This window comes from Mesorhizobium sp. M1227, from assembly GCF_040318315.1.
Taxonomy (GTDB): domain Bacteria; phylum Pseudomonadota; class Alphaproteobacteria; order Rhizobiales; family Rhizobiaceae; genus Mesorhizobium.
Window position 1 is genome coordinate 24,637 of the sequence record NZ_JAMYLZ010000011.1, and the last position, 24,539, is coordinate 49,175.

General features: G+C 64.8%; 20 protein-coding genes. 10 read left to right on the forward strand and 10 right to left on the reverse strand.

The genetic code is table 11. The annotated features are described in order from the left end of the window. Positions 1–79 precede the first annotated feature (79 nt). The 3 genes from NKH28_RS15710 to NKH28_RS15720 all read left to right on the forward strand — a co-directional run bounded on the left by NKH28_RS15710 (position 80) and on the right by NKH28_RS15720 (position 5,277). A complete protein-coding gene (locus NKH28_RS15710; protein WP_352979548.1) occupies positions 80–703 on the forward strand; it encodes a CDGSH iron-sulfur domain-containing protein in 624 nt (207 codons plus the stop codon). Positions 704–948: 245 nt separating this feature from the next. Further along, the gene (locus NKH28_RS15715) at positions 949–2,976 is read left to right on the forward strand and encodes a hydantoinase/oxoprolinase N-terminal domain-containing protein (RefSeq protein WP_352979550.1); all 2,028 of its coding nucleotides are present in this window, start codon (positions 949–951) and stop codon (positions 2,974–2,976) included. Positions 2,977–3,105: 129 nt separating this feature from the next. Then, a complete protein-coding gene (locus tag NKH28_RS15720; protein WP_352979551.1) occupies positions 3,106–5,277 on the forward strand; it encodes a malate synthase G in 2,172 nt (723 codons plus the stop codon). A gap of 251 nt (positions 5,278–5,528) precedes the next feature. Here NKH28_RS15720 and NKH28_RS15725 read toward each other — a convergent pair whose 3' ends face one another. The 4 genes from NKH28_RS15725 to NKH28_RS15740 all read right to left on the reverse strand — a co-directional run bounded on the left by NKH28_RS15725 (position 5,529) and on the right by NKH28_RS15740 (position 9,771). Further along, the gene (locus NKH28_RS15725) at positions 5,529–7,058 is read right to left on the reverse strand and encodes a YifB family Mg chelatase-like AAA ATPase (protein ID WP_023679867.1); all 1,530 of its coding nucleotides are present in this window, start codon (positions 7,056–7,058) and stop codon (positions 5,529–5,531) included. A gap of 163 nt (positions 7,059–7,221) precedes the next feature. Continuing rightward, positions 7,222–8,163: a glutathione synthase gene (gene gshB, locus NKH28_RS15730; protein ID WP_352491152.1), complete on the reverse strand. Its 942-nt coding sequence runs from the start codon at positions 8,161–8,163 to the stop codon at positions 7,222–7,224. A 217-nt stretch (positions 8,164–8,380) separates the two neighbouring features. Then, a complete protein-coding gene (locus NKH28_RS15735; RefSeq protein WP_352684065.1) occupies positions 8,381–8,755 on the reverse strand; it encodes a GtrA family protein in 375 nt (124 codons plus the stop codon). An 8-nt stretch (positions 8,756–8,763) separates the two neighbouring features. Beyond that, the gene (locus NKH28_RS15740; RefSeq protein WP_352979553.1) at positions 8,764–9,771 is read right to left on the reverse strand and encodes a glycosyltransferase; all 1,008 of its coding nucleotides are present in this window, start codon (positions 9,769–9,771) and stop codon (positions 8,764–8,766) included. Positions 9,772–9,900: 129 nt separating this feature from the next. Between NKH28_RS15740 and NKH28_RS15745 the strand changes: the two genes are divergently transcribed. The 6 genes from NKH28_RS15745 to NKH28_RS15770 all read left to right on the forward strand — a co-directional run bounded on the left by NKH28_RS15745 (position 9,901) and on the right by NKH28_RS15770 (position 16,342). Continuing rightward, complete coding sequence (locus tag NKH28_RS15745; protein WP_352684069.1) at positions 9,901–11,703, forward strand: GtrA family protein; 1,803 nt, start codon at positions 9,901–9,903, stop codon at positions 11,701–11,703. Positions 11,704–11,835: 132 nt separating this feature from the next. Continuing rightward, positions 11,836–12,603: an SDR family NAD(P)-dependent oxidoreductase gene (locus NKH28_RS15750; protein ID WP_352684071.1), complete on the forward strand. Its 768-nt coding sequence runs from the start codon at positions 11,836–11,838 to the stop codon at positions 12,601–12,603. Continuing rightward, positions 12,603–13,553 (forward strand): 2-dehydro-3-deoxygalactonokinase, encoded by a 951-nt coding sequence (locus tag NKH28_RS15755; protein ID WP_502901214.1) that lies wholly within the window; start codon positions 12,603–12,605, stop codon positions 13,551–13,553. Before NKH28_RS15750 ends, NKH28_RS15755 begins: the two co-directional genes overlap by 1 nt. Beyond that, a complete protein-coding gene (locus NKH28_RS15760; RefSeq protein WP_023679860.1) occupies positions 13,550–14,188 on the forward strand; it encodes a 2-dehydro-3-deoxy-6-phosphogalactonate aldolase in 639 nt (212 codons plus the stop codon). Before NKH28_RS15755 ends, NKH28_RS15760 begins: the two co-directional genes overlap by 4 nt. After that, complete coding sequence (locus NKH28_RS15765) at positions 14,188–15,069, forward strand: SMP-30/gluconolactonase/LRE family protein (RefSeq protein WP_352684075.1); 882 nt, start codon at positions 14,188–14,190, stop codon at positions 15,067–15,069. The genes NKH28_RS15760 and NKH28_RS15765 overlap by 1 nt, the downstream gene beginning before the upstream one ends. A 214-nt stretch (positions 15,070–15,283) precedes the next feature. Beyond that, the gene (locus NKH28_RS15770; protein WP_352684077.1) at positions 15,284–16,342 is read left to right on the forward strand and encodes a D-alanine--D-alanine ligase family protein; all 1,059 of its coding nucleotides are present in this window, start codon (positions 15,284–15,286) and stop codon (positions 16,340–16,342) included. On the opposite strand, the gene NKH28_RS15775 is transcribed toward NKH28_RS15770, so the two are convergent. The 6 genes from NKH28_RS15775 to dnaK all read right to left on the reverse strand — a co-directional run bounded on the left by NKH28_RS15775 (position 16,339) and on the right by dnaK (position 22,004). Then, the gene (locus NKH28_RS15775) at positions 16,339–16,626 is read right to left on the reverse strand and encodes a DUF1330 domain-containing protein (RefSeq protein WP_023679856.1); all 288 of its coding nucleotides are present in this window, start codon (positions 16,624–16,626) and stop codon (positions 16,339–16,341) included. The genes NKH28_RS15770 and NKH28_RS15775 overlap by 4 nt on opposite strands. Before the next feature lie 27 nt (positions 16,627–16,653). Further along, complete coding sequence (gene pyrF, locus NKH28_RS15780) at positions 16,654–17,367, reverse strand: orotidine-5'-phosphate decarboxylase (protein ID WP_352979556.1); 714 nt, start codon at positions 17,365–17,367, stop codon at positions 16,654–16,656. Next, positions 17,364–17,960 (reverse strand): NADPH-dependent FMN reductase, encoded by a 597-nt coding sequence (locus NKH28_RS15785; protein WP_352771032.1) that lies wholly within the window; start codon positions 17,958–17,960, stop codon positions 17,364–17,366. Before NKH28_RS15785 ends, pyrF begins: the two co-directional genes overlap by 4 nt. A gap of 60 nt (positions 17,961–18,020) precedes the next feature. Then, positions 18,021–18,626 (reverse strand): phospholipid N-methyltransferase PmtA, encoded by a 606-nt coding sequence (gene pmtA, locus NKH28_RS15790; RefSeq protein ID WP_023679853.1) that lies wholly within the window; start codon positions 18,624–18,626, stop codon positions 18,021–18,023. 117 nt (positions 18,627–18,743) lie between these two features. Continuing rightward, on the reverse strand, positions 18,744–19,874 hold the full coding sequence (dnaJ, locus tag NKH28_RS15795; protein ID WP_023679852.1) for a molecular chaperone DnaJ: 1,131 nt from the start codon (positions 19,872–19,874) through the stop codon (positions 18,744–18,746). A 213-nt stretch (positions 19,875–20,087) separates the two neighbouring features. After that, a complete protein-coding gene (gene dnaK, locus NKH28_RS15800; RefSeq protein ID WP_023679851.1) occupies positions 20,088–22,004 on the reverse strand; it encodes a molecular chaperone DnaK in 1,917 nt (638 codons plus the stop codon). Between the two features lie 570 nt (positions 22,005–22,574). On the opposite strand from dnaK, the gene NKH28_RS15805 reads away from it, so the two are divergent. Continuing rightward, positions 22,575–24,536 carry a hypothetical protein gene (locus tag NKH28_RS15805; protein WP_352979558.1) on the forward strand — a complete coding sequence of 654 codons (1,962 nt, stop codon included), beginning with the start codon at positions 22,575–22,577 and terminating at the stop codon, positions 24,534–24,536. Positions 24,537–24,539: the final 3 nt, after the last annotated feature.

The following is a 24,539-nucleotide window of genomic DNA, read 5'->3' on the forward strand; positions in this document are numbered from 1 at the left end:
CGGCCCTCACGAGGGGGAGAATGCTGCCTTGACGTCGTCCTGACTGTCGCCATAGCGTAGTCCGACAGGAGACCCACCCATGGCAGTGGTCGAAGGCGAGAACATCGACATCGGCTTTTCGGGAAAACGTTGCATCCATTCGCGCAACTGCGTGCTTGGCGATCCGCATGTTTTCGTGCCCAACGCGCCCGGCCAGTGGATCCATCCGGATGCGGCCAGCGTCGAGAAGATTGTGGCGCTCGCCGAAGCCTGCCCGTCCGGCGCCATCACCTATGTCCGCAAGGATGGCGGGCAGCAGGAACAGCCGCCGGTGGTCAACATTGTGCGCATCCGCGAAAACGGCCCGCTTGCCGTCCATGCCGAGATCGTGTTGGGCGGCGAAACGTTTTACCGCGCCACGCTCTGCCGCTGCGGCGCCTCGGAAAACAAGCCGTTCTGCGACGGCAGCCACACCAAATCGGGCTTCACCGCCACCGGCGAGCCGGCGCTGAAGGACGCGCCGGCGCTGGAGGTGCGGAATGGCCCGCTGACTGTCACGCCGACGACCAACGGCCCGCTCAAGCTCGAAGGCAATGTCGAAATCGTCACCGGCACCGGCCACACGGTCGACCGTACGCAACGCACCTTCCTCTGCCGCTGCGGCCACTCCGCCAACAAGCCGTTCTGCGATGGCTCGCACAAGCGCGTGGGGTTTGTGGGGTAGGCGCCGCCGCTATCTCCCTCCTTGAGGGGGAGATGTCGCCGAAGGCGACAGAGGGGGTCGGTGCGTCCTGACGCCAACGCCATCGCGGCCAGAGAATGCCGGGGCTCCACGCGAGACGACCCCCTCTGGCCTGCCGGCCATCTCCCCCTCGAGGGGGAGATTACGCTGCCTTGGCCCAGCGCTCGTGCCTTTATCGGCCCGTTCATATCCGCTAAGGGGCGGAGACGAATTCTCCGGACCCAAATATGACCGCCAAGACCAAATCGCCACCCCTCTTGCTCGGCATCGACACCGGCGGCACCTATACCGATGCCGTGCTGTGGTCGGAAGCCGGCGGACCAAGCGGAAAAGTGCTGGCAAAGGCCAAGGCGCTGACGACACGGCACGATCTGGCGGTCGGCATCTCCGGCGCGGTCGATGCGGTGCTCGAAATGGCCGGCACCGACCCGGCAGCGATCAAACTGGTGTCTATGTCGACGACGCTAGCCACCAATGCGCTGGTCGAGGGCCAGGGCGGCCGCGTGGCGCTGGTGATGATCGGCTTTGCCGAGGGCGACCTTGCCCGCGACGGGCTGAAGGCGGCGCTCGGCACCGACCCGGTGGTGTTCTGCCCCGGCGGCCACGATGTCCACGGCAATGCGGCAAAGCTCGATCTGTCCGGGCTGGAGGCAGCTTTGCCGGAACTGGAAAAGTCGGTGTCCGGCTTTGCCGTCTGCGCCTATTTCGCCACCCGCAACCCGGCGCATGAGCTAAGCGCGCGGAACCTGATCCGCGACAGGACCGGCCTGCCGGTCACCGCCAGCCACGAACTGTCGGCCAAGCTCGGCGGCCCGCGCCGGGCGCTGACGACATTGCTCAACGCCAGGCTGATCTCGATGATCGACCGGCTGGTCGCGGCAACCGAAGGCTTTTTGGCCGCGCGCAACATCGCCGCCCCGCTGATGGTGGTGCGCGGCGACGGCGCTCTGGTCTCGGCCGCCTTTGCCCGCCAGCGGCCGATCGAGACCATCCTGTCCGGCCCGGCCGCCAGCCTCGTCGGTGCCCGCCACATGACCGGCCTCGACGATGCCGTGGTCTCCGATATCGGCGGCACCACCACCGATGTCGCCGTGCTCGACAAGGGCCGGCCGCGGCTTGATCCGGAAGGCGCCACCGTCGGCGGGTTCCGCACCATGGTCGAGGCCGTCGCCATGCGCACCTTTGGCCTCGGCGGCGATTCCGAGGTGGCGCTGGAGGACGGCGCGCTCAATCCGAGAATCCTGCTCGGCCCGCGCCGCCTGGTGCCGCTGGCGCTGGCCGGCTTGATGCATGGCGAGGCCGTCACATCAGAGCTCGAACGCCAGCTGCGCGCGCCCAATCCCGGCCGCATGGATGGCCGGCTGGCGGTGCGCACCGGCGTGCCGGAGCGGCTGGCGGCCGGACTGACCGGCGCCGAAGCCAAGCTTTACGAGCTGATCGGTGCTGTGCCGCAGGCTCTCGACAGATTGCTGACCTCGAACGCCCAGAACGCCACCTTGAACCGGCTGGTATCGCGCGGGCTGGTGCATGTCGCCGGCTTCACGCCGTCGGACGCGGCGCATGTGCTGGGCAGGCAGGCCAATTGGGATGCCGCCGCGGCGCGTCTGGGTGCCGAGCTGTTCGCGCGCAGGCGCGACGGCCGCGGCCAGTTCATCGCCGCCTCGCCGGAGGCGATCTCGGAACGGGTGCTGACCGCGCTGACCCGCCTGTCGGCCGAAGTCATCCTCGAAACCGCCTTTGCCGAGGACGGGCTGGATGGCGCGGCGACCGTCGCCCATGCCCTGGTCCAGCGCGCCGTCGACGCGCATCCCGGCATCGCCCGCTTGAGCGTCGCCCTCGACCGTCCGGTCATCGGCCTCGGCGCCTCGGCGCCGCTGCATTATGCCGGCCTGGCCGAGCTGGTCGGCAATCGATGCGTGGTGCCGCAGGATACCGATGTCGCCAACGCGCTCGGCGCCGTCGTCGGCCAGGTCCGGGTGTCGGCGGAGGCGCGGGTCAGCCAGCCCAAGGAAGGGCTGTTCCGCGTTGCCTCAGGTGAAAGCGTGCGCGATTTCAACGACGAAGCAGCGGCGATCGCCGCGGCGGAGAAGGATGTGCGGGCGATTGCCGCCGGGCGGGCTAAGGACGCCGGCACCGACAGCGCCGAGATCGAAATCGCCAGCGAGTTCCGCGTCTCCACAGTAGAGGGGCAGCGCATGTTCATCGAGGCGCATGTCGTGGCGGTGGCGTCGGGACGGCCAAGGATTGCTGTGTGAGCGCGTAATCTCCCACCTCAAGGGGGGAGATCGGCAGCGAAAACGCCCTACCTTCACCCTGAGCTGAATTGACCCTGCCACCGTGACATGCCAAAGGCCCGGCCTAGCCTTTCGTCTGGAGAAGCCCTGATGACCGATCGCGTCGAGATCGCCGGATTGCGGATTGCCCGCGAGCTTCATGATTTCGTCGTGAACGAGGCGCTGCCGGGCACCGGCATTGAAGCGGAGGCATTCTGGAGCGGTTTTTCGGCGATCGTCCATGATCTCTCGCCAAAAAACCGGGCACTGCTCGAAAAGCGCGATGCCATGCAGGACAAGCTCGACCGCTGGTATCGCGACAATGGCGCGCCCGTCGACATTGAGGCCTACAAGACGTTCCTCCGCGAGATCGGCTATCTGCTGCCCGAGGGGCCGGCCTTCAGCGTGACCACCGAAAATGTCGACCCGGAAATCGCTTCGGTCGCCGGGCCGCAGCTGGTGGTGCCGGTGATGAACGCGCGTTATGCGCTGAACGCCGCCAATGCGCGCTGGGGCTCGCTGTACGATGCGCTCTATGGAACCGACGCCATCCCGGAGACGGCCGGCGCCGAGCGAGGCAACAAATTCAATCCGGCGCGCGGCGCCAAGGTCGTCGCCTGGGTGAAAAGCTTCTTCGACGAGGCGGTGCCGCTCACCACAGGCAAATGGGCCGGCGTCAACGGGCTTTCGGTCGCCAATGGCATGTTGCGGCTCGGCGAGGGTGCCGGCGCCACCACGCTTGCCGACCTCAGACAGTTTGCCGGCTATCGCGGCGATGCCGCCGACCCTGAAGCCGTGCTGCTCACCAAGAACGGCCTGCACATCGAAATCGTCATCGACCGCAACAACCAGATCGGCCGCACCGATCCGGCCGGCATTGCCGATGTCGTGCTGGAATCGGCACTGACCACCATCCAGGACTGCGAGGATTCGATCGCCGCAGTGGATGCGCAGGACAAGGTGCTGGTCTACCGCAACTGGCTCGGCCTGATGAAGGGCGACTTGGCGGAGGAGATCACCAAGGCCGGCAAGAGCTTTGTCCGCAGGCTCAACCCCGACCGCACCTATACCGCGCCCGATGGCGGTACGCTGACCTTGCCCGGCCGCTCGCTGATGCTGGTCAGGAATGTCGGCCACCTCATGACCAATCCGGCGATATCAGACCGCGACGGCAACGAGGTGCCGGAAGGCATTATGGATGCGGCGCTGACGGCGCTGATCGCGCTGCATGACATCGGCGTGAACGGGCGCCGCGCCAATTCTCGCGCCGGCTCGATGTACATCGTAAAGCCCAAGATGCACGGGCCCGACGAAGTTGCCTTCGCCGTCGAGATTTTCGACCGCGTCGAGGCGCTGCTCGGCGTGCCCAAAAACACCATCAAGATGGGCATCATGGACGAGGAGCGGCGCACCACCGTCAACCTCAAGGAGGCGATCCGCGCCGCGAAAGAACGCGTCGTCTTCATCAACACCGGCTTCCTCGATCGCACCGGCGACGAGATCCACACCTCGATGGAAGCCGGCCCGATGATCCGTAAGGGCGACATGAAGCAGGCCGCCTGGATCGCCGCCTACGAAGCCTGGAACGTCGACATCGGGCTGGAATGTGGGTTGGCCGGCCACGCCCAGATAGGCAAGGGCATGTGGGCGATGCCCGACCTGATGGCGGCGATGCTGGCCGAGAAAATCGTGCATCCCAAGGCCGGCGCCAACACCGCCTGGGTGCCGTCGCCGACGGCGGCGACGCTGCACGCCACCCATTATCACAAGGTCGACGTCCATGCCGTGCAAGCGGCGCTGAAGAGCCGGCCCAAGGCAAAACTCGACGACATCCTGTCCGTGCCCGTCGCTGTGCGGCCGAACTGGTCGCCAGAAGACATCCAGAAGGAGCTCGACAACAACGCGCAGGGAATTCTGGGCTATGTCGTGCGCTGGATCGACCAGGGCGTCGGCTGTTCGAAAGTGCCTGACATAAACGACGTCGGTCTGATGGAGGACCGCGCCACGCTGCGCATCTCCTCGCAGCACATCGCCAACTGGCTCCATCACCGCGTCTGCACGCCCGAGCAGGTCATGGAGACGATGAAACGCATGGCGGCGATCGTCGACCGCCAGAACCAAGGCGATCCACTCTACCGGTCGATGGCGCCGGATTTCGACAAGTCCATCGCCTTCCTCGCCGCCTGCGACCTGGTCTTCAAAGGCCGCATCCAGCCCAACGGCTACACCGAGCCGGTGCTGCACGCGCGGCGGCTGGAGCTGAAGGCGCGGGATAACGGCTGAACCGAAAGCACGATGCACGCCGGCCAAGGGTAGGCGCCGGCGTCCCCCTCCCCCTTGAGGGGAGGGTGGGCCGAAGGGCCGGGTGGGGTCGCCAATGCAGTGCGCCAACCCAATTCTGACGGTGCGCCTTAGGAGGAGCATCGCAACGCTCCGCACCTCGGTCGGTTTCGAAATGCGACAGGCCGAGCGTCTCACCGGCGACCCCACCCGGCCGCTTCGCGGCCACCCTCCCCTCAAGGGGGAGGGGAACGTCACGCCGCCTGCGCCATCCGTTCCGAGCTCATGCGGTAGGAAATCGCTTCGGCCAGATGGATGCGGCCGACTGTTTCGCTGGCCTCGAGATCGGCCAGTGTCCGCGCCACCTTCAAGACGCGGTGATAGGCTCGTGCGGAAAAGCCGAGCTTTTCGCTGGCATCCCTGAGCAGCGACAGGCCGGCGGCGTCGGGCATGGCGATCTCCTCGATGACTGACGGCGAGCAATGGGCGTTGGTGGTGGCGGTCGCGCCGAGCCGCTCGAAGCGCTCTCGCTGGATCGTACGGGCGCGGGCAACACGTAGTGCGACGGCGGCACTTTTCTCCGCCCGGTCCGGCCGGATCAGATCGCTGGCCGAGACCGCCGGCACCTCGATCCTGAGATCGATGCGATCGAGCAGCGGGCCGGAAATGCGCGCCTGGTAGTCGGTGCGGCAGCGGTCGCCGCGCAGGCAGCGATAGCCGGGCTCGCCGGCCATGCCGCAACGGCACGGGTTCATCGCCGCGACCAGCTGGATACGCGCCGGATAGGTGACGCGATGATTGGCGCGCGCGATCATGCAGTCGCCGGTCTCGAGCGGCTGGCGCAGTGCATCGAGCGCCTGCGGCGAGAATTCGGGGAATTCGTCGAGGAACAGCACGCCGTGATGGGCAAGCGAGGCCTCGCCCGGCCGCACGCGCAACCCGCCGCCGACCATCGCCGCCATCGAGGCCGAATGATGCGGCGCGCGGAACGGCCGCCGGTCGGTGAGTTTTCCTTCGCCGAGTTCGCCGGCCACCGAGGCGATCATCGAGACTTCGAGCAATTCCCTGGGCGCCAGCGGCGGCAGGATCGACGGCAGCCGCTGCGCCAGCATCGACTTTCCCGACCCCGGCGGTCCGACCATCAGAAGATTGTGGCCGCCGGCGGCCGCCACCTCCAGCGCCCGCTTGGCGGTCTCCTGGCCCTTGATGTCGGCAAGGTCGGGCAGGTCGCGCGCCGCGGCATGGATGCCGGCTTCCGGCCGTGACAGAACCTGCGTGCCGCGAAAATGATTGGCGATGGCGATCAGGCTGCGCGGCGCCAATATGTCGAAGTCCTTGCCGGCCCAGGCCGCTTCCGGCCCGCAGGCGAACGGGCAGATCAAGCCCTTGCCTTCGGCGTTGGCACCGATTGCCGCCGGCAGCGCGCCAGCCACCGCGGCGATGGTTCCGTCGAGTGACAATTCGCCAAGCACGACATAGCCGGCCAGCATGTCGCCCGGAATGGCGCCGAGCGCCGCCATCAGCCCGAGGGCGATCGGCAGATCGTAGTGGCTGCCTTCCTTGGGCAGGTCGGCCGGCGCCAGATTGACGGTGACCTTCTTCGACGGCATCGACAGGCCGGATGCATGCAGCGCTGCCTGCACCCGCTCGCGGCTTTCGGCCACAGCCTTGTCGGCCAGCCCGACGATGTGCATGTTGACTTTGCCCGGCGCGATCATCACCTGCACATCGACCGGCACGGCCTCGATGCCCTGGAAAGCAACCGTGCGAACCCGCGCCACCATGTCTTCACCCCAGATGCAGGCTTTTGCCCCAAGCCTTTGCGATCATGCCGCGAACGGCGTCACCCGAGACAACCACAGATTTCCGGCGAAGGCAAGAACATTTGGGGAACAGCTGAGCGCCACGGCTGCAATGGTTTGCAACGCGGCCGCTCGCGAAGCGAGGCTAGTTGCGCTTCTCCTCCACGGCATCCCAGAACAGGCTGGCGATGTCGGCGCCGCCGAAGCGCTGCACTTCGCGTATGCCGGTCGGTGAGGTCACGTTGATCTCGGTCATGTAGTCGCCGATGACGTCGATGCCGACGAGGATGAAGCCGCGCTCCTTCAGCGCGGGGCCGATGCGGGCACAGATCTCGCGTTCGCGTTCCGTCAATTCGGTCTTTTCGGCGCGGCCGCCGACATGCATGTTGGAGCGCGAATCATGCTCGGCCGGCACGCGGTTGATGGCGCCGACAGGCTCGCCGTCAATCAGGATGATGCGCTTGTCGCCACCCCGCACCTCCTTGAGGTAGCGCTGCACGATGTAGGGTTCGCGGAACAACTGGCCGAACATTTCGAGCAGCGAGGCGAGGTTGCGGTCGGCCTCGTGCAGGTGAAAGATGCCGGCGCCGCCATTGCCGTAGAGCGGCTTGACGATGATATCGCCGAACTCCTTGCGAAAGGCGGCGACCTCGAGCGGGTCCTTGGTGATCAGCGTGTCCGGCATCAGGTCGGGAAATTCGGTGACGAAGATCTTTTCCGGGCTGTTGCGCACCCAGGCCGGGTCGTTGACCACCAGCGTCTTCGGATGGATGCGCTCGAGGATATGCGTGGTGGTGATGTAGTTCATGTCGAAGGGCGGATCCTGCCGCAAAAGGATGACGTCCATCTCCGCAAGATCGGTGCGCACCTTCTCGCCCAGCGAATAATGGTTGCCCTTCTCGTCGCGGACCTGCATCGCCTCGATACGGGCAAACACCTTGCCTTCGCGCAGCGACAGCCGGTCGGGCGTGTAGTGGAACAGCTGGTGCCCGCGCCGCTGCGCTTCCAGCGACAGCGCAAACGACGTGTCGCCGGCAATCGACACGGTAGAGATGTGGTCCATCTGGACGGCGACTTTCAGGGGCATGGGTGCTCTCCGGCGCAGTTGCAACGAACGTGCGTCCACCTGGACGCACATACGCTCCAACACTTTGAATCCATGCATCGCGCTTTCCGAAAATCGATTCCGATTTTTCGGGCCGATGCATCGACGAGAGCGATATAAGGAAATCGGCGGCCTCTGCCAATCGGCCAAGGTCATGATGAGGCTGCGCTTCTGGCGCAGACCCCAATGCGATGTGCGTTCAGCGGTCGAAGACCAGCTTGGAATAGCCGAGGAAGGACAGCGCCATGGCAACCAGCGAGGCGACCGCAAGGGCGACGAGCGGCGGCACCATCGGCAGCGCGAACAGCATGGCGCAATAGACGAGATAATTGACGAGGCTGGTGGCGATGCCGACGCCGCCATAGCGTGCGCCCTCTTGCGCGACGCCGCGGCTGGAAGGCGAGAAGGTCAGATGGCGATTGATCAGCCAGGTGACGGACAGGGCAAAACCGATCGAGATGATTCGGGCTGCGAAGGGGCCAAGCGGCGTTGTCGCCAGCACCAGCCAAAGCGCCGCCGCGTCGGCGACGAAGCCGATGCCGCCGGCGACAATGAAGCGGGCGAGGCGTCCCATTTACGGCTCTAAGCCGCCCGCGGGGTCTTGCGCGGTCCGGTCTTCAAAGTCGCGAGCGCACTTGCGCGTTCGCGTTCGATGCGGCCGGAAGGCATCGACAGATAGAAGATGCGCTTCTGCTCGGCCCGGCCGCGCGACACCGAATCGAGGATTACCCCGGTCACCGCCGCCAGCATCGACAGCAGCAGCAGCCCGACTGACAGCACCCACGTCGGCATGCGCGGCACAAGCCCGGTTTCGGCGAACTCGATCAGCACCGGCGCCATCAGAAACAGGCTTGATGCCAGGAAGAACACCGAAAAAGCGCCGAAGAAACGCAGCGGCTGCGTCTCCTTCATCAGCATGGCGAACATCCACAGGATCTTCGCGCCGTCGCGAAAGGTCGACAGCTTCGACGAGGAGCCTTCCGGCCGGCGACCATAGTCGAGGCCGATCTCGCTGACCGGCAATTTGAGCTGCGAGGCGTGCACCGACATTTCGGTCTCGATCTCGAAACCGCCGGAAACGGCGGGAAAACTCTTGACGAAGCGCCTGGTGAAGGCGCGGTAACCCGAGAAGATATCGGTAAAGTCCGAGCCAAATAAACGTTTGTAGAGGCTGTTGAAGATGCGGTTGCCGAAGGCGTGGCCTGTCCTGCCGGCGTCGTTGGCGACACCGCGCCTGGTGCCCACCACCATGTCGGAGCGCTCGGTCAGCAGCGTGTTGATCAGTTGCGGCGCGTCCTCCGGCGCATAGGTGCCGTCGCCGTCGGCCATCAGGTAGATGTCGGCCTCGATGTCGGCGAACATGCGGCGCACGACATTGCCTTTGCCCTGGCGCGGCTCGCGCACCACGATGGCGCCGGCGGCGCGGGCTCGGAGCGCCGTCAGGTCGCGCGAATTGTTGTCGTAGACATAGATCGCTGCGGCAGGCAGCGTTTCGCGAAAGCGCCGCACCACTTCGCCGATCGTCAGCTCCTCATTGTAGCAAGGCAGGAGCACGGCGATGCTCGGCTCATGGCGCACTTCTTGTGGCATTTTCGTCTCCGGATGCCCTGTAAGGCCCCTGACCGCTCAAACGCCGGCCTCGCTCGGGCGGCTTTACTATTTATTGAAGCTGTTAAGGCTAGGTTTAAACCGCACCGTATTCCTTCCAAAGGTCCCGATATGAGCACAGCCGACGATGGCGCCTCCAATTCGAGGTCCGATATCGCGCTGGCGCTGCTTGCCACGGCGCTGGCGCTTACCGTCAATGCCTTTGCCGGCTTCCCGGCACTGACCAATGCCGGCGGCGACAACGACAATCTGCTGCGCCTCGTCGAAGTTCGCGACATGCTGGCCGGCCAAAGGTGGTTCGATCTCCACCAGTACAGGATGGGCCTGGAAGGCGGTTTCGTCATGCATTGGTCGCGGCTGGTCGATGCGCCGATCGCCGCCATCATCATCGCCGTATCGGCCCTGACCGGCAGCGCGGCCTTTGCCGAGAATGTTGCGCAAGTGCTGTGGCCGGCGCTGCTCTTCTGCCTGACCGTATTTTTCACGGCTCGCGCCGCGCGCAGCTTTGCCGGTGACAGCGCCGTGCTGCCCGCTGTCGTGATCGGCGCTGCCGCACTGTATTTCCTCGGCATTTTTTCGCCTGGCGCGCTCGATCACCACAATATCCAGCTGATGCTGAGCATGGCCAGTCTGAGCCTGTTGCTTGAAGCGCCAACGCGCAGGCCGGCGGCATTGCTCTCCGGCCTGTGCGCCGGATTGATGCTGGCCGTCGGCATGGAGACCGCGCCTTATGTGGCCACCATCGGCGCCTTTGTTGCCATGCTGTTCGCCCTCGGCGCCAATGGCGAGAGGCTGATCGCCCGGGATTTCGGCCTCGGCTTTGCCGGCGTGTCCGCTCTCGTCTTTGTCGCCACCATTGCGCCGTCTGCCTGGGGTCAGGCGCAATGCGACGCCTTCTCGGCCGTGCAGTTCGTCGTCGCGGCGATTGCCGGAACCGGCCTTGCGGCGATAGCGTCGATCGAGCCCGCCGGCCGCACGCGCCAATGGCGCATCGCCTCGCTTGGCCTGCTTGCCCTGGTATTGGCCGCTGTCATCGTCTTTTTGTTCCCACAATGCCTGGCAGCGCCCTACGCCAACCTCGATCCGCGCCTCAAGGAGCTATGGCTTGATCACATCGACGAGGCGCAGTCGCTGTTCAAGCTGCTCACTGAAGATCCGGCCGGGGTGGTGGCGCGCTATGCCACGCCGCTCATTGCGCTCATGCTGATGGCGCTTCGCCTTGGCCGCGGTGGCTGGCGGCGGCAGGACAGCCTTGTCGGCGCGCTGCTTGTCGTGGCCTTCATCGTCAGCGCCTGGCAGGTACGCGGTTCGACATTCTCGATCGCCTTCGCCGTCATCCCGCTTGCCGCCTGGATTGCCAAATGGCGTCAACGGGCCGAGGCCAGCGCGTCGCGCGGTGTGGCGCTGCGCATGGCTGCCGTCTGGCTGGTTTCGGTGAATGCGGTCTGGACTGGAGCTGCCGCGGCGACCTCGGTAGCCTTCGACGACAGCAACACCACGGCGGATAATGGCGACGGCGCCGATGTCGCTTGCCAGCGCATGGCCTCCTTTGCGGCGCTTGGCCGCCTGCCAGGCACCACCATACTGGCAATTTCCAATCTCGGATCGCCGATCCTGGCCTATTCCGGACATCGCGTCTTCGCCGGGCCCTATCATCGCAACGTCGCCGGCAACCTGTTGGCGCTCGATGCCTTCCTTGGGTCCGATGCCGATGCCAGGACCATCCTGGCGGATCATCACGTCGGCCTCGTCGCGCTGTGCCCCGGCAGCGCCGAAAGCAAGCTCCTCGCCGCCAAGGCGCCGGCAGGCTTTCTTGCCGGGCTGATGCGCGGCAGCGTGCCGGAATGGCTTGAGCCGGTTGCCGGGACCAGCGGAGCCGCCGTCGAATTGTACCGCGTCCGACTGGGCAGCTGATCGATCGGCGGCCCGTGCGGCCTTTTGTCGGACATAAGTCCTGACAATCCACTCTTTCGCCCTTGCCCGCCCGACACGGCTGGATAGGATGCGCGCCGGCCGACCGAGATCATTGGACCGGGAGAGAATTTCATGATGCCATCGGCACGCTTTGCCGACCTCGAAGGCGCTTCGGTGCTGATCACCGGCGGCGGCTCCGGCATTGGTGCTGCCTTGACCGAAGGTTTTGTCCGCCAGGGGGCAAACGTCGCCTTCATCGATATTGCCGACCGTGCGAGCCTGGCGCTGGCCGATCGGTTAGAGAAGGAGCTGGGCCGGCGGCCGCTTTATCTCAAGACCGACATACGCGACATCGAGGCGTTGCGGCTATCGGCGGCTAAAGCCGCCAAGGCGCATGGCGACGTGACCGTGCTGATCAACAATGCCGCGCAGGATGAGCGTCATGCCGTCGAAGACGTCACGGTGGAGTTCTGGGACAACAACCATGCCATCAACCTGCGCCCGCATTTCTTCAGCGCACAGGCGGTGGCGCCGGGCATGAAGCGGGCCGGCGGCGGCTCGATCATCAACTTCACCTCGACGTCGTTTCTCATCAACCATCCCGATATGCCGGCCTACACCGCCGCCAAGGCCGGCATCGTCGGTCTCACCAAGGGTCTTGCCGGCAAGCTCGGCGTCGACGGCATCCGTGTCAACGCGATCGCGCCCGGCTGGGTGATCACCGAGCGGCAGAGAAAGCTCTGGGTCACCGAAGAAGCGCTCGCCGCTCATGTCGCCAAACAGTGCATCAAAGAGGTGATGCAGCCGGAAGACATTGTCGGCACTGTGCTGTTCCTGGCGTCGGATGCCTCACGCATGCTGACCGCGCAGATGCTGATCGTCGATGGGGGGTTCCTGTGATCTCATCGAGCAAGGCAGCTTCCGTCGCGGCCGTCGACTGGGGCACCACCCGCATGAGGGTCTGGTTGCTCGACGGCGCCGGCAAGGTTCTCGCCGAGCGGCGCGGCGATGACGGGCTGATCACCGCCCAAGCTAAAGGATTTTCGTCCATTCTCGAAGGGCATCTGGCTGCCTTGGGCGCAGCCGAGGCGCTGCCGGTCATCATTTGCGGCATGGCCGGTTCGCGCCAGGGCTGGCTGGAGGCACCCTATGTCAGCGTGCCGGCGCCGATCGGCGCTATTCTCGCCGGCGCTGCCCGCATTCCCGGCCAGCGCCGCGACATCCGCATCGTGCCTGGCCTTGCCCAACGCCTCGCCGATGCACCTGACGTCATGCGCGGCGAGGAAACCCAGCTTGCCGGCGCCGGTTTACCGGCAAAGGGACGCCACCTCGTCTGCATGCCCGGCACCCATTCGAAATGGGTGCTGGTCGAGGACGGCTCTGTTGCCGGTTTCGGCACCTGGCCGACCGGCGAGCTGTTTTCGGTGCTGGCCGCGCACTCGATCCTGCGCCATTCGCTGGGCGAGCCGCCGAAGCCGGTTGCCGCCGAAAATCCATTTTTCCGGGAGTGGTGCCTGAAGCCGTTGGCCGAAGGCGGTGACATCGGTTCAAGACTGTTCTCGATCCGCGCCGCCAGCCTGCTGCAGGATCTGAAGCCCGAGGATGCCGCCGCGTGCCTGTCCGGCCTGCTGATCGGCGGCGAGATCGCTTCGGCAAATCGCCGTTATGGGGCGAGTGCCGTGCCCGTCGTGCTGATCGCGTCGGGCGCACTCGGCAAGCTCTATGCCGAGGCGCTCGGCCTTGCCGGGCTCGCGGTCAGGGTGGTCGACGCCGACGAGGCGGTGCGTGCCGGTCTTGCTGAAGCCGCGCGCGAAAATGGCATGATCGCTGGAAATGGAGTTGCCGCATGACCGAAACCGCACCTTTTCCAAAGCTCGAGCGGGGTCTGGTCGCCATCCTGCGTGGCCTCAAGCCAAGCGAGGCGGTGGCAATCGGCCAGGCGATCTTCGGCGCCGGTATCGAAGCGATCGAGGTGCCGCTCAACTCGCCCGATCCTTACGCCTCCATCGCCAGCATTGTCGGAGCGCTTCCTCCAACAGCCTTGGTCGGTGCCGGCACGGTGCTCAGCGCCGCCGATGTCGACGGCCTGCACAAGGCCGGCGGGCGGCTGCTGGTCAGCCCCAATATCGATGCCGAGGTCATGGGCCGGGCCATGCACTACGGCATGGTGACGATGCCCGGCGTGTTCACGCCGACCGAGGCATTTCAAGCAATCCGGCTCGGTGCCTCGGCATTGAAATTCTTCCCGGCGAGCGTGCTTGGCGCGGCAGGCATTTCGGCGATGCGCGCGGTGCTGCCGGCCAGTGTGCTGGTCGGCGCGGTCGGCGGCGTTTCGGACAAGGATTTTGCCGGCTACAAGGCAGCGGGCGTCAGCGTCTTCGGTCTTGGCTCCAGCCTGTTCAAGCCGGGCATGAGCGTCGACGAAGTGGCAGCACGGGCGAAAGCCGCAGTTCAGGCCTGGGACGCGGCGTTTGGAGTGGCATGATGAGCGAGACCATTGTTTCGGTTTTTTCCGACCATGTCTGCCAACTCGGCGAGGGACCAAGCTATGACCCTGCCACCGACACGCTCTACTGGTTCGACATCGTCAATGGCCAGCTCCTCGAACAGCGCCTGTCGGGCGGTGCGGTCAAGATCCACGAGCTCGGTCAGATGGCCAGCGCCGTCGCCATCGTCGACGACCGGCGCCAGTTGATCGCCACCGAGACCGGCCTGCATGTCCGCGACGTCGCGACCGGCAAGCTGACGCTGCACACGCCGATCGAGGCCGACAATGCGGTCACCCGCTCGAACGATTCACGCGTTCACCCTTGCGGCGCGCTGTGGGTCGGCACCATGGGCAAGGGCGAGGAGAAGGGTGCCGGTTCGATCTACTGGTTCTTCAAGGGCGAGCTGCGCCGGCTTTATGCCGACATTACTGTGCCCAACTCGATCTGCTTTTCCGAGGATGGGACCATTGCCTATTACACCGACACCAGCACCGGGCTGTTGATGCGCGTCGGCTGCGATCCGGCGACCGGCCTGCCGGTTGGCGAACCGAAGGTCTTCGTCGACCACCGTTCGACCAAGGGCTATATCGATGGTTCGGTGCTCGACCGTGACGGCATATTGTGGAACGCCTGCTGGGGCGGCAGCGTCGTCGAAGCCTATGGACCCGACGGCAAGCTCGTCCGTTCGGTGGCGATGCCGGCGACGCAGCCGTCCTGTCCGGCTTTCGTCGGCAGGAATGCCGACCGGCTGGCGGTCACCTCCGCCTGGTCGGGCAAAAGCGAGAAGCAGCGCCTGCTCGACCCGCAAGCCGGCATGACATTCATGCTCGACATTCCAGTCAATGGTCGCTTCGAGCCACGCGTGCTGATTGGCTAGACCCATGTCTAGCATTGTCGTGCAGGCGTCCAGCTGACGTCGGTTCCGCGAAAGCCGAATGCATTCGCCGCGCGATGCTAGAACGGTTCATCGTTTCGCGGGAATGCTGAACCGCTCTATCTCTTTGTTTTGACGCAATTCCGGACGGAAAACCGTTTCACACTTTTCCTGGAATTGCTTTAGGCAATCGTGCTGCCGGGAAATCGTTTCGATCATGTCAAGCCGCGAGCCGAAGCTGATCCTTGTCTACGAGCCGGAAAAGGCTTGCTTCGATCGGCTGGTCGCCGATAACCACGTGCCGGAGCGTGCCGCCGAAATCGCCTCCTATCTGGCGCAATCGACCGACATCGCTGCTGAATTCGACGCACTTGCCGCCGCTTGCCAGACGCGCGGCCTGTCGTTCGTACCGCTGGCGCTCGACGATGCTGCAAGCGTTCTCGCCGGCGAGGACCCGAAGACCACGCTTGTCTGGACGCTGACCGACGGCATTGCCTATTTCCGCGGCGGCGCCGCACCAGCTCTGGCACGGCTGAATGGGCTGAAGGCGATCGGCGCCGACGATGCGTCGTTCGCGCTCTGTCAGGACAAGTTCCGGTCCGGCGCCGTGCTCGGCGCGCTTGGCCTGCCGGTGCCGCGGGCGGGCCTTGCCCGTGACGGCGCCTGGCTGGTCGCGCCACCGGCCTCGCCCGGCGGCTGGTTCGTCAAGCCGAACCGGCTCGGCGCCAAGATCGGCATCTGGCCGGATTCGCACTGCCACGATCTCGGCCACGCGCTGGAGCTTAGCCGGCGCGTCTTCGCCGCCTATCGCGACGATGTCGTCGTCCAGCCCTATGTCGCCGGCCGCAACGCGCGCGCCAGTTTTCTCGGATTGAGGCCGGATACCGGCGTCGAGGCGCTGGGCATCGCCTTTGTCGATTCGGGCGGCGACTTCCAGACCATGCAGGACAGCCTGGCGCTTTACGGCGATGCCGGCGCAGCGGCGAAAGCTGCGGGAAAATATACCGAGCCGGTGCTGCTGCCGGTCGCCGGCAGCCAGCCTGAAGCCGATGCAAGAATCCGTCGCATCGCCGAACGCCTGATGGTCGGGCTTGGCCTGCGGGATGTGTTTTCCATCGATTTCCGGGTCGAAGCCGACGACAGCGTCCACCTCATCGAGTTCGAGGTCTGCCCCGGCCTGCCCTGCTTCGATTTCCGCGATTACTGTCGCCAGCAATGGGGCTTGAGCCTCGCCGATGCGATGGCGGAGGCAGCGGCGAACCGGCTTCTCGCCTAAATCCCCTCGACCAACACGATTTCGCCCTCGGCCACCTTCTGGCGGATCGCGACGGCGCGCTGGTATTCGGGCGAGTGGTAGCAGTCATGCGCCGCCGCAAGCGACGGAAACTCGATGATCACGTTGCGGTCGCGGCCCGGCCCCTCGGCCTTCTCATGCGCGCCGCCGCGCGCCAGGAACTTGGCGCCGAAGCGGTCGAAGGCCGGTTTGGCAGCTGCGACATAGTCCTTGTAGCCTTCCGCATCGCGTACATCGACGCGAGCGATCCAGTATCCCTTGGGCATGGCTTTTCTCCGGGTTAATTCCTGCCCTCAGGCCGAGCGCATTTCATCGAGGATCGCTTCCGCCGCCGCCCGCCTGTCGGCCGCACCGACGATCGGCCGGCCGACGACGAGGTGGCTGGAGCCGTTGCGGATCGCCTGCGCCGGCGTCACCACGCGTTTCTGGTCGCCATGGTCGCTGCCCTTCGGCCGGATTCCCGGCGTCACCACGGCCAGGTCGGGGCCGACGATGCGGCGCACCTCCTCGGCTTCTTCGGCCGAGCAGACGATGCCGCCCATGCCGGCATGCAGCGCCTGCTCGGAGCGCCTCAGCACCAGTGTATGCGGATCATACTCATAGCCGGCGTCGATCACGTCCTGCTCGTCCATCGAGGTCAGCACGGTGACCCCGAGCAGGCAAAGGTCGCTGCCCCTGGCGGCCTCGACCGCCGCCTTCATTGTCTTCGGATAGGCATGGATGGTCAGCATGCTCATGCCCATCCTGGCGATGTTTTCGACGCCCTTGGCCACCGTGTTGTCGATGTCGAGCAGCTTCATGTCGAGAAAGATCCTGGTGCCGCCGCTGGCCAGCTCGCGGGCGAAATCGAGCCCGCCGGCAAAGGCGAGCTGGTAACCGATCTTGTAGAAGGAGACGATCCCGTCGAGCTCGCGCACCGCTTTCTCGGCTTGCTTCAGCGTCGGCAGGTCGAGGCCGACGATCAACCTTTCCTGCATCGTGTCGGCATGCGCGGCGTCCGGGATCATGCCTCGATCCGCGTCGACAGCATGCGCGAGGTTTCGATCAGCGTTCGGCATAGGTGCTCCATCGATTGGCTTAGTCTCTCGTCCCTGAACTTGCCCTCGTCGTCGAAGGCGTTGCCGCCCTCCGGCACCGAACATTCCGGTGTCACCACCTCCATCCGGCAGCGTACCAGAACGGCGCGCAGATGGTTGATGCAGCGTATCCCGCCGAAGGGTCCGTTGGAAGACGAGCAGAGGCCGGCGACCTTGCCGGCAAGTGGCCTGAACGTCCGGCCGCCATCCTTGCGCAGCTGGCTCACCCAGTCGATGCTGTTCTTGAGCAACGGTGGAATGGAGCCGTTATATTCGGGCGTCGCGATCAGCAGCCCGTCATGGGCGGCGATCATCCGGCCGAGCTTGACGGCGTTTTCGGGAATGCCTTCGTCCTTTTCCAAATCCTGGTCGAGGATCGGCAGCGGATAGTCGGCGAGCGAGATGCGGGTCACCTCGGCGCCCTGCATGGCAAGTTCCTTCTGTGCCACGTCGGCGGTCCTGCCGCTATAGGCGCCGCTGCGCACCGAACCGGCGACGACGAGAATTTTCGGGATCACAGCCATGGGTCTGCCTTGTCACCCGATGGGTATAAGACAAGTGCTATTCAAACCCAACGTTTCAATTCATGCGGCCCCGCGTCGGTAGATCCAAAGCTGCGTCGGCGGAATGTTGCGGATGACGAAATGGAAATGCTCGACCGTATAGTCGCCGCGGCCCGGCGGGATCGGCGACAGCGGCCCGTAAGTCAGCTGCACGATCGGCCGGCCCGCCGGGATACGGTCGAGCAGGCTCTCGACATAGGCGATGCGCTGGGCGACAGGGAAATTGAGCAGCGGCACGCCCGATATCACAGAATCGAAGATCAGGTCGCGCTTGTCGCCGAGCGTCGCGTCGAGATTGAAGGCGTCGCCCTCGATGACGTTGACGCCTGGATAAAGCTGGCGCAGATGGCGCACGAAATCAGTGGAATATTCGACCGCGTAGAGATTCTCAGGCTTAATGCCCTGGGCGAGGATGGCGCGTGTGATGACGCCTGTACCGGGTCCGACCTCGAGCACCGGCAGGCCGGATGTCGGATCGACGATCGAGGCCATCTTGCCAGCGGTGATGGAACTGGTCGGGACGATCGAACCGACCGCCTTCGGCTTGTCGATCCAGCCCTTGAAGAACTTCAGCTCGTCGTCGAACTTTTCCGCCAGCGTCTTTCGCAGTCCGGGACTACGCGTCATTGAAAGTCCTCCTCAACGCTCCCTCGCATGCTACTTAGCAGTTACGAGGTGCAAGACAAGGCGAATCCCCGGATAAGGTGTTGATGACGCTCGGGAAGCGTTTTCCAGGGATCAGCTTCAGTGCTCGCCGAACGTTTCGAAAAAGTCTTTCATGCGGGCGAAAAATCCGCTCGACTGAGGCGAATTGTCCTTTGAGGAAAGCTGCTCGAATTCCTCCAGCAATTCGCGCTGACGGCGCGAAAGGTTCTGCGGCGTCTCAACCACGGTCTGGATGTAGAGGTCGCCGATATTGGGCTGGCGCAGCACAGGCATGCCCTTGCCCTTGAGGCGGAACTGGCGACCGTTCTGGGTGCCCTCCGGCACCTTCACCTTCGTCTGGGTACCGTCCAGTGTCGTCACCTCGAACGAGCCGCCAAGCGCTGCCGTCGTCATCGAGATCGGCACCTTGCAATAAAGATCGGCCCCGTCGCGCTGGAAGAATTCGTGCGGCTTGACCGCGAGGAAGATGTAGAGATCGCCCGACGGGCCGCCGCGCAGGCCGGCCTCGCCCTCATTGGCCAGCCGGATGCGGGTGCCATCCTCGATGCCGGCAGGGATGTTTACCGACAGCGAGCGCTCCTCGGTGACACGGCCCTGGCCGGCGCATTTCGGGCACGGATCCTTGATGGTCTGGCCGCGCCCCTGGCATTGCGGGCAGGTGCGCTCGATCGAGAAGAAGCCTTGCGTGGCGCGCACCTTGCCGTGGCCGTTGCACATCGAGCAGGTGACGGGCTGGGTGCCAGGCTTGGCGCCGCTGCCCGAGCATTCCGAGCAGGAAATCGAGGCTGGCACCCGAATCTGCGCGGTCTTGCCGGAAAATGCCTCTTCCAGCGTAATTTCCATATTGTAGCGCAGGTCGGCGCCGCGCTCGCGGCCGCCGGACGAGCGGCGCTGGCGCCCGCCCATCATGTCGCCGAAAATGTCTTCGAAAATGTCGGCGAAGCCGCCGGCGCCAAAGCCTTGCGCCCCGCCATTCATGCCGCCGTGCTCGAAGGCGGCGTGGCCGAAGCGATCATAGGCGGCGCGCTTCTGCGGGTCCTTCAGTGTCTCGTAGGCTTCGTTGATTTCCTTGAACTTGTGCTCGCAGGCATGGTCGCCTGGGTTGCGGTCGGGATGGAACTGCATGGCGAGCTTGCGAAAAGCGCTCTTGAGCTCCTTCTCGTCGGCGCCCTTTTGCACGCCTAGCGTTTCGTAAAAATCAGCTTTCATGTTTTCCCGCAGTCCGGATAGTCAACGTCTTGAAGCATCGTTGCGTCGTTTGCCGGCACGCTGTTCCGATTTAGGTGTGATGGAGGCGCGATGCCAGTGTCTACGAGGCTTTGTCCGCATTTTTTCGGGCAGCGCAGCGTTTTTCCGGCAAAGGGTTGCAAAAAAGCCCGGCTGTGCGCCGGGCTTTTTCCCTTACCTGTACCGTCAGGCGGTTCAGGCCGACTTCTTCTTCTCGTCGTCTTCGTCGATTTCCTCGAAGTCGGCATCGACGACGTCACTGTCCTTGGCGGCATCAGCCTTGGCGTCGGCCTCGGCGGCTTCCTTCTGCGAAGCCTCGTACATGGCCTGGCCGAGCTTCATCGAGACTTCGGCGAGCGTCTGCGTCTTGGCCTCGATCTCGGTCACATCGTCGCCTTCGGCAGCGGTCTTCAGCGCCGCGATCGCATCGGCAATCGCCGTGCGGTCGGCCTCGGAAACCTTCTCGCCGTATTCCTTCAGAGACTTCTCCGAGGAATGCACCAGCGCCTCGGCCTGGTTGCGGGCCTCGACCAGCGCGCGCCGCTTCTTGTCGGCTTCGGCATTGGCCTCGGCGTCCTTGACCATCTTCTCGATGTCGGCGTCCGAAAGGCCGCCGGACGCCTGGATGCGGATCTGGTGCTCCTTGCCGGTGCCCTTGTCCTTGGCCGAGACGTTGACGATGCCGTTGGCGTCGATGTCGAAGGTGACCTCGATCTGCGGCACGCCGCGCGGCGCAGGCGGGATGCCGACCAGATCGAACTGGCCGAGCGCCTTGTTGTCGGCGGCCATTTCACGCTCGCCCTGGAAGACGCGGATGGTCACCGCCGACTGCGAATCCTCGGCCGTGGAGAACACCTGGCTCTTCTTTGTCGGAATCGTCGTGTTGCGTTCGATCAGCCGCGTGAATACGCCGCCCAGCGTCTCGATGCCGAGCGACAACGGCGTCACGTCGAGCAGCAGCACGTCCTTGACGTCGCCCTGCAGCACGCCGGCCTGGATAGCGGCGCCTAACGCGACGACCTCATCCGGGTTGACGCCCTTGTGCGGCTCCTTGCCGAAGAACTGCTTCACGATCTCCTGGATCTTGGGCATACGGGTCATGCCGCCGACCAGGACGACTTCGTCGATTTCGCCGGCCTTCAGGCCGGCATCCTTGAGCGCCGCCTTGCAAGGATCGATCGTGCGCTGGACGAGATCCTCGACCAGGCTCTCGAACTTCGCCCGCGTCAGCTTCAGCGTCAGGTGCTTGGGGCCGGTGGCATCGGCGGTGATGAAGGGCAGGTTGATTTCGGTCTGCGTGGTGGACGACAGCTCGATCTTGGCCTTTTCAGCCGCTTCCTTGAGGCGCTGAAGGGCGAGCTTGTCGTTCCGCAGGTCGATGCCCTGTTCCTTCTTGAACTCGGCCGCCAGATATTCGACCAGACGCATGTCGAAATCCTCGCCGCCGAGGAAGGTGTCGCCATTGGTCGACTTCACCTCGAACACGCCGTCGCCGATTTCGAGCACCGAAATATCGAACGTGCCGCCGCCAAGGTCATAGACAGCAATCGTCTTGCCTTCCTTCTTGTCCAGTCCATAGGCAAGTGCTGCCGCCGTCGGCTCGTTGATGATGCGCAGCACTTCGAGGCCGGCGATCTTGCCGGCATCCTTGGTCGCCTGGCGCTGGGCGTCGTTGAAATAGGCCGGAACGGTGATGACTGCCTTCTCGACCTTCTCGCCGAGATAGGCCTCCGCCGTTTCCTTCATCTTCTGCAGGATCATCGCCGAGATCTGGCTAGGCGACTGCTTCTTGCCGCCGGCCTCGACCCAGGCGTCGCCATTGTCGCCCTTGACGATCTTGTAGGGGACAAGCTTCTTGTCCTTCTCCGTCACCGGATCGTCGTAGCGGCGGCCGATCAGGCGCTTGACCGCGAAAATGGTGTTCTCAGGATTGGTAACCGCCTGGCGCTTGGCCGGCTGGCCGACGAGGCGCTCGCCGTCGCTGTTGATGGCGACGATGGAAGGGGTCGTGCGGGCGCCTTCCGCATTCTCGATCACCTTGGATTCCTTGCCGTCCATGATGGCGACACAGGAGTTGGTTGTTCCCAGATCGATACCGATTACTTTTGCCATTTCTCTAATCTCTCCGCTAAGCAGGCTCTCAGGACCCGTACAGGCGTTCCGACGAAAGCCCCTGTTCACAAGAAATTCCGCTCCGGCAACCGGCATTCGGCGCTGGACGGCTTGGCGCGTATATAAGAACAGGCTGCGTGGCGCGCAAGCATTCTGCGCAAGGCGTTCACCATTCATCGCGGTTGATCGGATTCGGGACCGGCAGGCCCGTATTTTCGGCGGTGATCCAGCCGGGCCGGCCCCCGGCCCATGAACCTTTCCGCCTCGCCCCGCGACTGATGCTCAGGTGCCGCGTGGTGCGGCCCCGGAAAGGAAAGCCCCATGACCACAGATCCAGAGGCTCCATGGTCTCCGGGAACAGCAGGAGCTCAGCGCGACCATCGCCTTCGGGACCGGGTCGATGCGCTGGGCTTTTCGCCGGTTCCGTTGACCCTGCGCGGACCCAGGCGTATCGTGACGTTGAGGAAAGCAGACAATTCGATCAGGGATGAACGTGCCGGAACGCCGCGCCTTGCCCTGATTTGCGCGCCGGGACCGGATGTTTCTCCCATGACCTGTGGGGGGAGATCCATGTCTTGCGACCACGGCGCGTTCGTGCGCTCTCGTGCCGGCCGTTTGCGCCGCGCCATCGAGGCTGCCAGCGGATTGTCGATCCTGGCGCTCGCCGCTGGGCTCTGGCTCGGTGGCTCGGCACAGGCTCAGGAAACCCGGATCATCTATCCCGGCTCGATGGCAATGACCGGATTCTCCGGCACCATCATTCCCAATTTCGAGGAAGGCCTGCCGCCGGGCGTCGATCCCGTCGACGAAACCTTCATCGACACGGCGCGCGCGACCTTGCGCATCTTCGACGTCTCAAGGCTGGGCGGGCCGGCGTCTGGCCAATTGGTCTTCACCCCGCCACCGTTCGAGGTCACAGCCGGGCAAATCGGCCAGGTGTTCGGCATCACCTACGACGACGGCGTGCGCGACGGCGTCCCATCGGCCATTCCAAACCTCTATGCCGGCGCCACGTCGCTGCACGGCATCCGCATAGTCACGCCAGACGGCGACGCCGACGGCCGGCCGGAGCGGCAGCGCCGCGGCACGGCTGACGCTGTCTTCATGGACGGCCAGTTCGGCACCGAAAACGGCGGCGGCCCCGGAACGATCTGGAAGATCGACGGCATTACCGGCGCCGTCTCGAAATTCGCCGATATCGACACCAATAGCGGTCCCGGCATCGGCGACGTCACTTTTGACAATATCCACCGCCAGTTCTTCGCCAGCGATCTCGACACCGGCCTCATCCACCGCATCGACGCCAATGGCGCGCTGCTCGACACGTTCGACCACGGCATAGCCGGCCGCCCGGCGCACGGGCTTGCCGCCCTTGCCGACGACGGCTCGGTGATTGACATCCAGGGTGCTGCCTTCGACAGCGAGGACCCCGACAGCTGGGGCTACACGCAGGACGAGCGCCGCGTCTGGTCGGTCGCCTATCGTGGCGACCGGCTCTATTATTCGGTCGGTGATAAGGCGGAGATCTGGTCGGTAGGCGTTGCCGGCGACGGCAGTTTCGCCGGCGACCCGCGCTGGGAACTGACGGTCAAGGCCGACAAGGATTACGCGGTCACCGACATCGCCTTCGACAACGAAGGCTTCATGTACCTGGCCCAGCGCGGCCCGGTGGAGAACCGCTACGACTACAGCCAGTTCGCCGATTCCGGCAAGGGTGAGGTCATCCGCTACTGGCGCGAAAATCCGGACGATCCGGCGACGGAATCGGCCTGGGTGGAAGTGCCGCAGGAATATGCCGTCGGCTTCCCGCAAGACAACCGACAGTCGGCCGGCGGCCTCGACCTGCAAAATGGCTACGATGCCGAAGGCAATCTCGATACCGGCGTCTGCACCGACACGCTGGTCGATACCGGCGACAAGTTGCGCGACAACCCGGAGCTTGCCGAACAACTCGCGGCCGGCGGGCCGCTCGCCGTGCACGGCGTGCAAATCACGCCGACGGCACTGGTCAAGCCGGCCAACATGCCGCCTTTCGGCTCGTGGTTCGTCGACTTCGACAATTATTTCGAAGACCCGGAAGTCGAAGGCCATGTCGGCGACGTCGAGGTCTGGCGCCCCTGCGAGGGCCGTGCCGGCTATTATGAGCAGGTGCCGGGCGGCTATCTGCCGCCGTTCTATCCGCCGGACTTTCCGCCCCCCGGCAATCTGCCTCCTTGCCTCGATGTCGAGGATGTCAGGTATTTCTGCACACCCTCCGGCCTCGAGGCCGATCTCTATCTCCATGACCATGCCGGCTTTGGCGGCGATTCGATCAAGGCTCTGTCCAGGACGCCTGGCGTTGGGGTGACTTCACCTCTGTCGCATGCGCCCGGCGCGCCATACACGATCGGCATCACCGGCCATTACCCTGGCGATACGGTCGACGTCGGGCTCTGCTTCTACAGGCAGTCCGATAGCGACAAGGGTGGCTACTACCCTTGCTGCAAGATGACCTTGCCGCTCAGAACCCCAGCCGTCAGCTGCGAACCGTGAGGA